The sequence below is a fragment of the Candidatus Eisenbacteria bacterium genome, assembly GCA_016867495.1.
In the GTDB taxonomy this organism is placed as follows: Bacteria; Eisenbacteria; RBG-16-71-46; order CAIMUX01; family VGJL01; genus VGJL01.
The window spans coordinates 1-7,259 of the sequence record VGJL01000129.1; the positions used below are offsets into that span (position 1 = coordinate 1).

A 7,259-nucleotide genomic window follows, 5' to 3' on the forward strand; every position below is an offset into this window, starting at 1 on the left:
CCTCGGGCGGATCCTTAGCTCCGCGCCCAGGCGCCTTGAGAGATCCGGCTTGTCGAATCCCCCGCGATCGCGACGCTGGCTGCCGAGCGTCCCGCCGAAGAGCGAGATGGCGCCCCATCCCGATCGATCGGCCCGCAAGAGGATGCCGTCGACCGTTCCCGATCCCACGCCCGCATGGATCCACTGACGGCCGAGCCGAGCGTCGTATCGCAGGGCCCCCGGAGCCGTGCTCGCGGACCGATAGCGAAGGTAGCCGTTGTAGAGGCGTGTCCGCGTCTCGCCCAGGTTCTGGGTCGTGAGATCGTTGCGCGCGGTCAAGAACCCGTGCAGGGACAGCGAGCGCCCCGCGAAGTCGGTCAAATCGAGACGGAGCCTCTCGAACGCGCGCGTCCGGTTCTCGAAGTCGTCGCCCGATCCGCCCTTGGCGACGGCCTGGGAGTAGAGGGCGGTCGAACTCGCGGCGTCGAGGCGGACGGCGGGCGCCGGGCTTGATCCGAGGAGCAGAAGGAGGACCGACAGGACCACGATTCGCAGCGCCTGGACGGCCGCGGCTTTCCTCATCATCCACCTCCCGGTTGGAGAGGGCGGGCGGCCCGTCCTCTCCACCTGAGAATGCGCGGCGGTCAGTCGACCGTCGCGAAGGCCTTGTTCGAGTGGATCCCGCGCGCGCGGGCAGCCAGCTCCGCCATCGACTTCACGCTGGCGCTTCCCCCAACCTGCTGCTCGTCCTTGTGGCACTGGTAGCAGACGAAGTCGAGGGTGACCCCATACCCGTGGGGCACAAAAGTCTCCGATCCCTCGGTCACGAACATCGTCTGCCTCGTGTCGGTCGTGGCTCTGATCTTGAAGATGTGCGTGCGGAGGTCCGCCTTGTAGACGTTGTGAGCCACCGCTGTTTTCGACACGTAAGGCATGTGGCAGTCGATGCACCTCGGGCCCGGGATGTGGCTCAAGTGCGCCGCCTCATCGGCGTGGCACGTCTCGCAGGCGACGCGGATTCCGCTTCCGTCGGGATCGTCCTTCTTGACCCCTCTGTGCGGATCGTGGCAGGTCGTGCAGAGGCTGGCCGCGTGCCCCGCCGACAGCATCTCGTCGTACTGCTCGTGGTGCTCGATGAATCCGCCCTTCGCCAGAGGCTTGTGGTTGGGATCCCGCATGTGGCACTCGCCGCAGAGATCCGAGGACCGGTTGATGTTGATGAGCGTAGGATCTCCGCCGGACGCGACATGCCTGCTTCCGGGCCCATGGCAACGCTCGCATCGGATCCCCGGCTCGTCCCAGGTGCCCATGATCCCCGCGAGGCCATCCTGGTGGACGTTGCCGTTCTCCGCGTAAGTCAACCATCCCGTGGCGTGGCAGGTCCCGCATGTGTAGGGCTTGTCCGGATTCGACGCCTCGTAGGCGACCCAGGGGCTTGCGCCCGAGGGCGGATCGAGGTTGTACTGGGCTATGTTGCCGGTGTGGATGTTGCCCGGCTTGCCTGTCTTGAGGATGAATCGAGCCTTCCAGCCGTAGCCGCCGATCACATAAGCCACATCGCCCCACGCGATGCCGGCCGGGCTCAGGTCGTCGGGCAGCTCGAGCGTCGGATCATCGGGCTTCTCCCCATTGATCACGGCGTTGAGCTTGTGCGGATGCCCGCTGTTCATGAAGTCGTCCCAGACGCCCAGCCGGGAATCGTCGTTGTCGTGGCAGCTCCGGCATGCGTCGCTCCCTACGGCCTCGAGATCGCCGATCGGCTGAGGAGTCGGGCAGTCCTTCGCATCCTCAGCGCAGCCTCCCATCGAGAACGCGGATGCGACAACAATGAAGAACGCGGCAGCGATCCAGCGCGGAGGTTTCATCGCCAGCCTTCCTCCCTCTCGCCTGCGGAGCAGGGTTGTGGTCCTTGGTCTACGCGACCAACCGGAGGACTGCCTCTCGCTCTGAGATTGGGCGCGCTTCTGCCTCCGAAGGGAATCGCGGGTTGCGGCCGTCCCGGACTATCCCTCCGGCCGCCGAGAGTTTATCCCCCCTGTGAGGAGGGGAGTCAAGGCCAATGCTGCCGCGGGGACGGCCGGCCGGGAATCGACGAGGGCGGCCGCAGGCGCGACCGCCCCCCCCCTGTGTGGAGCCCACCCCGGATGGCTACTTGGGAGCCGGGGTCGCGGGCTTGGGAACGTGGTGCTCGATCTTCTTGTAGGCGGCGGCGAAGTCGAACTTCGGCGCGGCCTCCTTGCCGCCCCAGCACTCCTTCGGGGGATCGGGCGCGTGGCAGGCCGCGCAGACCTTCTCGCCCGGTTCGATGAGGCCCTTCTTGAGCGACTCGGCCTTGCTCTTCATGACAGCCATCTCCTTGTAGGCGCTCCCGGGGCCGTGGCAGGCCTCGCACTGCACACCCCGAAGGGCCTCGGCGGTCTTCCCCGCGGCGAGCGCCTTCCCGTGCCCCGTCGTGTGGCACGCCAGGCACTTCTCGTTCTTCTGATTCGCCTCGCCAAGGGTGTCGAACGCCTTCGCGTGCGGAGTCGCCAGCCAGGTCGCGTGGATCTTCCCCTGCGCCTCCGTCTGGTGGCAGATCTTGCATGCGGCCGCTCCGACGTACTTGAATGGCTGCGCGTCCTTCTTGGCCTCCTCCGCGGAGGTCAAACCTGGAACGAAGGCCAGGGCCGCGACGAAGGCAATCAGCAGCAGGAGCAGAAGGTAGGAACCGGTCCTCATCACGAATGCCTCCTCAGGGTTCTTGGATGACCCGGAGCCCCCGGGATCTCCCGCGATGGGAGTCCGGGTCCCTTGCTTGGCAACCCGAAGATTGAATGGGGTTCCGTGATCTGTCAAGGGCGCCCACCCCCTGCCGAGGACCATCCATGCGGTGGGAGGGGATCGGCCATCGGGCAGACTCGGCTAATCGATTCTCTACCAGTCGCTAGAAGGCCTCCAAGTCTCAAGTTCAGTTAAGAGCGGAACGTACGAGTGGAAGCCCGCCTCGAGTGAGGCGGGCTCCTGTCGCATCGCTCCAACGGGACGGGGATAGATCGCTACCGGCATGTGGCCTTGATCTTCCCCCAGGTGGTGTTCCTTCTTCCGGAGGACGAGCCCCGTGTTTCTCATGAAGCCGGCCGCGAGGAGCCTCTTCAGGAATGCCTTGCGGTCCGACTCGAGGCCATAGAGCTCCGACGCCCTCATCCGGAGCAACTCCTCCGGAGAAGAGTAGCCGAGCATCTTCGCGAAGGACTCATTGCACTCGAGGATCGTGCCACTCAGCGTGGTTCGGTAGACCCCCGCGAGGTCTCTCTCGAAGAGCAACCGGTAGTGCTCCAGGAGTCTCGATCCGGACCGGACACGCTTGGATGCGGGGACGCGAAGCGACCCGCCCTCGCCGCGGCGGGTTTTGGGGGCGGATTTCGTTCCGGTGCCCCCCGTCGCAGCCGCGTCTCCCTTCCTGTGGCCGGGGCTCACGCTATCTCCTCTGTCTCCCGTCCGCGCGGCGCGGCCCTGGACAAGGAGAAGTCGAAGGGGCCGCCTTCACCTGTGCGGCCGGTCGCGTAGACGCGGATGGCCGCGTCTCCCTCGACTGGGCAGCGGTACTCGCAGATCCCGCAGCCGACGCACAGATGGGGATCGACTCTGGGTTGGCGGACGCTCTTCTGCGCGCCGTCGAAACCGCGGACCTCGGCCTCCACGAGGGTGATCGCCTTCGGCGAGGTGGGGCAGTGCTCCTCGCACACGATGCAGGGGGTCGCGTAGGCGTAGGGGAGGCAGAGCGGGACATCGACATAGGCCAGGCCCACGACCGTCCGCTCCTTCTCCCGCTGGCTCAGGAGCGGGATCGCGCCTGTGGGACAGACCTGCCCGCATAGGGTGCAGTGATACTCGCAGTAGCCATGCGCGAACCGGAGGGCCGGCGTCCAGAGGGCGAGAGGCCCCGCCTCGAGGGCGATCGGATGGAGGCCGTTGCCGGGACAGACCTTCATGCACTCGCCGCAGCGCACGCACTTGTCGAGGAACTCGTACTCCGTGCCGGCGCCGGGAGGACGGATGAGGGAGGCGGGCGGCTGTCCGCGGGATGGCGAAGCCCTGCCGATGGGGCCTGAGATCGCGCCGATGCCGATGGCGATCAGCAGCCGGCGCCGGCCCACCTCGATCCCGCCGATCGTGGCCGTCGTCGCCGGCTTCGTACGCCGGACCCAGTCCGAAGGGAAGATCGCGGAGAGCCGTGGGCGCCCGAATCCGAAGCTCAATCCCTCTCGGGCGCATGAGGCGGTGCAGTTGCCGCAGACGAAGCACTCCGATGGCCGCCATCCGCCCATGCGATCAGGATCGGCGGCGCCCTGGCAATGGAACGTGCAGAGCGTGCATCCCGAGCAGGCGCTTTCACTCTGGCGGAGGCGAAGCGTTCCCACACGGGCGACCGCGCCCAGGAGGGCGCCGAGCGGACAGAGCACCCTGCACCAGAAGCGCCTGCGCACCCAAGAGAGCGCGAGAAGCAAGAGGAGGATGGAGGCCATGAGCGCGCTCTGCTCATAGCTGGGCGCGCGCGGGGCGAGCGTGTTGTCGCGAAGCCAGCGATAGGCCGGCTCGCTCAACGTCCCGAGCGGGCCGGATGCGAGGAGCGCCGCTCCTCCGCGGAGGATCCTCTCCAGGGGAGGGGCGAAGCCGACGGTCAGCGATCGGATGAGCAGGCAGAGGGGGTCGAGAAGGCCGGTCCACAGGCTGCCGGCGAGCGAGCCGGCGACCACCGCACCCAACACGAGATACTTCCATCGCTGTGACGGGCGCCACGAATCGCTCGTCCTCTCCTCGCGCCTAGGCCGCGCGATCCTCGCCGTGATCTGGCTCAGCGTCCCCAGGGGGCACACCCATCCGCAGAAGAAGCGCCCGAGCAGGAAGCTCAGCAGGATCGTGATCCCCGAGAGGGCCAGGAGGCCATGCAGCGCCCCCGTGCGCAGCCACGTCGTGAGTCCGACGAGCGGATCGATCTCGAGGAAGATCCGCACCGGAGATCCCAGGGAGTCCTCTCCCGTGCCGAGCGTCCGTATGAGGAGATAGAGGAAGAGCAGGAGGAAGCCGAGCTGGACCGGGATCCTGATCTTCCGCAGCATCTCAGCTACCGGGAACCTCGATCTGCCGCTCTTCCGCCTGATCCCAGCGCGATCGACCCAGGCCGCGAGACTCCGCCATCGAGATGCAGGCCGGCTGGATCGCGCCGGGTCCGTGGAGTCGCACGGCCCGGGCTTCGGCCGCGACGGGATCGGCGCTCGCGATCACCGTGTCGAGCCGGCGGACATCGGCGAGGCTGCCCCCCTGAGGGCCGCCTCGCGTGAGGATCCGCACTCCGTCGATCACCGTCAGGGAGGGGCGGAAGAAGGCGCCGAGATCGACGACCGAGGCGTCGAGGTTCTGGTGGAGCCGGTTGCGATTGCCCGCGATCGCGCCCATCCAGTTCTTCATGCCGAGGGTCAGGTTGGCGAGCCCATGGTGTTTCGCGATGGGAACATTGATCCGCACGTCGGCCTCGACGAAGGAGGGATGGACCGCCCACTCCTTCAGGACCTCGCCGCCGAGCGCCATCTTCTTGGCGCGATTCTCCTCGAAGAACTCGACCGTTCCGCCCGCGGCGCGGACCGCCTCTGCGATTCCCGAGCGCAGATAGCAGCGGCGGGCGTCGTTGCACGTGTTGTCGAGGACGAGCACGGACTTCGCCTCCGCCTCCAGGCACATGCGGACAACCGTCGCCACGACTTCCGGATTCGTGTTCGCAGCCTGCTCCGGCGTCCGGTCCCAACCGATGTTCGGCTTGACGACGACGCGAGCCCCGCGGCTGACGAAGCGCGCGATTCCCCCGACCGCATCGATCGCCGCGCGCGTGATCGCGGCGGGGGAGGGCCCGTGGGCGACGGCGAGGAGGGGAGAGGAAGGCGCCTCTGCCCAGGCCGTTTCGCCCATGCGCGCGAGCGGGGTGGCGAGTCCGGCGGCGGCGGCGCCAAGGGTCAGACGCATGAATCTGCGGCGGTTCATCATGAGGGCCTCCACGCGTTACGCAGAAGCTACGCGCGGCGGCCGGGGACTGTCAACATGGCCGCAGATGCGCCGCGACGAACTAGAGCGCCGGCGAGGTCCCCTCGTCCGCTTCCGGGAAGTCGAAGAGGGGAGTCGAGAGATAGCGCTCGCCGTGGCTCGCCAGCACGGCCACGATCGTCTTGCCCTCGAACTCCTGCCGCGCCGCCAAGCGATAGGCCGCGCAGGCGACCGCGCCGCTCGAGATCCCGACCATCAGGCCCTCTTCCCTGCAGAGGCGGCGCGAGGTGTCGAACGCTTCGTCATTCGTGACGCGGAAGACTTCATCGATCACAGCGAGATTGAGCACGCCCGGGATGAAACCGGCACCGATCCCCTGGATCTTGTGGGGGCCAGGCTTCAGCTCCTGCCTGGCCAGCGCCTGCGTGATCACGGGCGAGTCGGCCGGCTCCACGGCGATCACGCGCACCGCCGGCTTGCGCTCCTTGAGAGCCTCGCCGCAACCGGTGATCGTTCCGCCTGTCCCGACGCCGGCGACCAGGGCGTCCACCTTCCCGTCGGTGTCCTCCCAGATCTCCACCGCCGTCGTCTTGCGGTGGATGGCCGGATTCGCCGGGTTCACGAACTGCCCGATGAGGAGCGAGTTGGCGGTCTGCTTCTGGATCTCCTCCGCCCGCGCGATCGCCCCCTTCATTCCCTTCGCCCCCTCGGTCAGGACGATTCTCGCGCCGAGGGCGGCGATCACCTTCCTGCGCTCGATCGACATCGTCTCGGGCATCGTGAGAATGAGCGGGATCCGCATCGCGGCGCAGATGAAGGCGAGGCCGATGCCGGTGTTCCCGGAGGTCGGCTCGATCACGGTGACGCCGGGCCTGATGAGCCCCCTATCGATCGCGTCCTTGATCATCGATTGCCCGATCCGGTCCTTGACGCTCGACATGGGGTTGAAGGACTCGAGCTTGAAGAGGACGTCGGCTTTGAAGTCCTTCGAGATGTATGGCGTCCGCACCAGGGGCGTGCGCCCGATCGTGTCCGCTATCGAATTGAATACCCGAGCCACGGTGGCCTCCTTGCGTGCAAGTCTCTCGTCGGTTTCAGCAGAACTGCGGCCGGGCGTCCTGGTCTGGTTCGGTCTTCTGGCCCTGCGGGGTGCTGGTGATCCGGCTTCCCGGCGGGATCGAGTGGATGAGCCATGTGTTGCCGCCCACGATCGACCCCTTCCCGATCACGGTGTCGCCTCCGAGGATCGTCGCCCCGGCGTAGAT

7 protein-coding genes are annotated in these 7,259 nt (G+C 67.3%); all 7 read right to left on the reverse strand.

The window, feature by feature from the left end; all coding sequences use genetic code 11:
* On the reverse strand, positions 1-561 hold a 561-nt coding region (locus FJY88_10355; protein MBM3287733.1), incomplete at its 3' end, for a hypothetical protein.
* Positions 562-623: 62 nt separating this feature from the next.
* Positions 624-1,844, reverse strand: coding sequence for a hypothetical protein (locus tag FJY88_10360; protein ID MBM3287734.1), 1,221 nt, complete (start codon positions 1,842-1,844; stop codon positions 624-626).
* A 283-nt stretch (positions 1,845-2,127) separates the two neighbouring features.
* The gene (locus FJY88_10365) at positions 2,128-2,841 is read right to left on the reverse strand and encodes a hypothetical protein (protein ID MBM3287735.1); all 714 of its coding nucleotides are present in this window, start codon (positions 2,839-2,841) and stop codon (positions 2,128-2,130) included.
* A gap of 51 nt (positions 2,842-2,892) precedes the next feature.
* Entirely contained in the window at positions 2,893-3,435 is a 543-nt protein-coding gene (locus tag FJY88_10370; protein MBM3287736.1) for a PAS domain S-box protein, read from the reverse strand.
* Entirely contained in the window at positions 3,432-5,078 is a 1,647-nt protein-coding gene (locus tag FJY88_10375) for a 4Fe-4S binding protein (protein MBM3287737.1), read from the reverse strand. The genes FJY88_10370 and FJY88_10375 overlap by 4 nt, the downstream gene beginning before the upstream one ends.
* A gap of 1 nt (position 5,079) precedes the next feature.
* Positions 5,080-5,976 carry a DUF362 domain-containing protein gene (locus FJY88_10380; protein ID MBM3287738.1) on the reverse strand — a complete coding sequence of 299 codons (897 nt, stop codon included), beginning with the start codon at positions 5,974-5,976 and terminating at the stop codon, positions 5,080-5,082.
* 100 nt (positions 5,977-6,076) lie between these two features.
* On the reverse strand, positions 6,077-7,054 hold the full coding sequence (gene cysK / locus FJY88_10385) for a cysteine synthase A (protein ID MBM3287739.1): 978 nt from the start codon (positions 7,052-7,054) through the stop codon (positions 6,077-6,079).
* Between the last annotated feature and the right edge of the window lie 205 nt (positions 7,055-7,259).

Bases quoted from the DNA above. Each gene is read 5' to 3' on its own strand.
- FJY88_10360 (MBM3287734.1), bottom strand. From the start codon at position 1,844: ATGAAACCTCCGCGCTGGATCGCTGCCGCGTTCTTCATTGTTGTCGCA.
- FJY88_10365 (MBM3287735.1), bottom strand. From the start codon at position 2,841: ATGGTCCTCGGCAGGGGGTGGGCGCCCTTGACAGATCACGGAACCCCA.
- FJY88_10375 (MBM3287737.1), bottom strand. From the start codon at position 5,078: ATGCTGCGGAAGATCAGGATCCCGGTCCAGCTCGGCTTCCTCCTGCTC.
- FJY88_10380 (MBM3287738.1), bottom strand. From the start codon at position 5,976: ATGCGTCTGACCCTTGGCGCCGCCGCCGCCGGACTCGCCACCCCGCTC.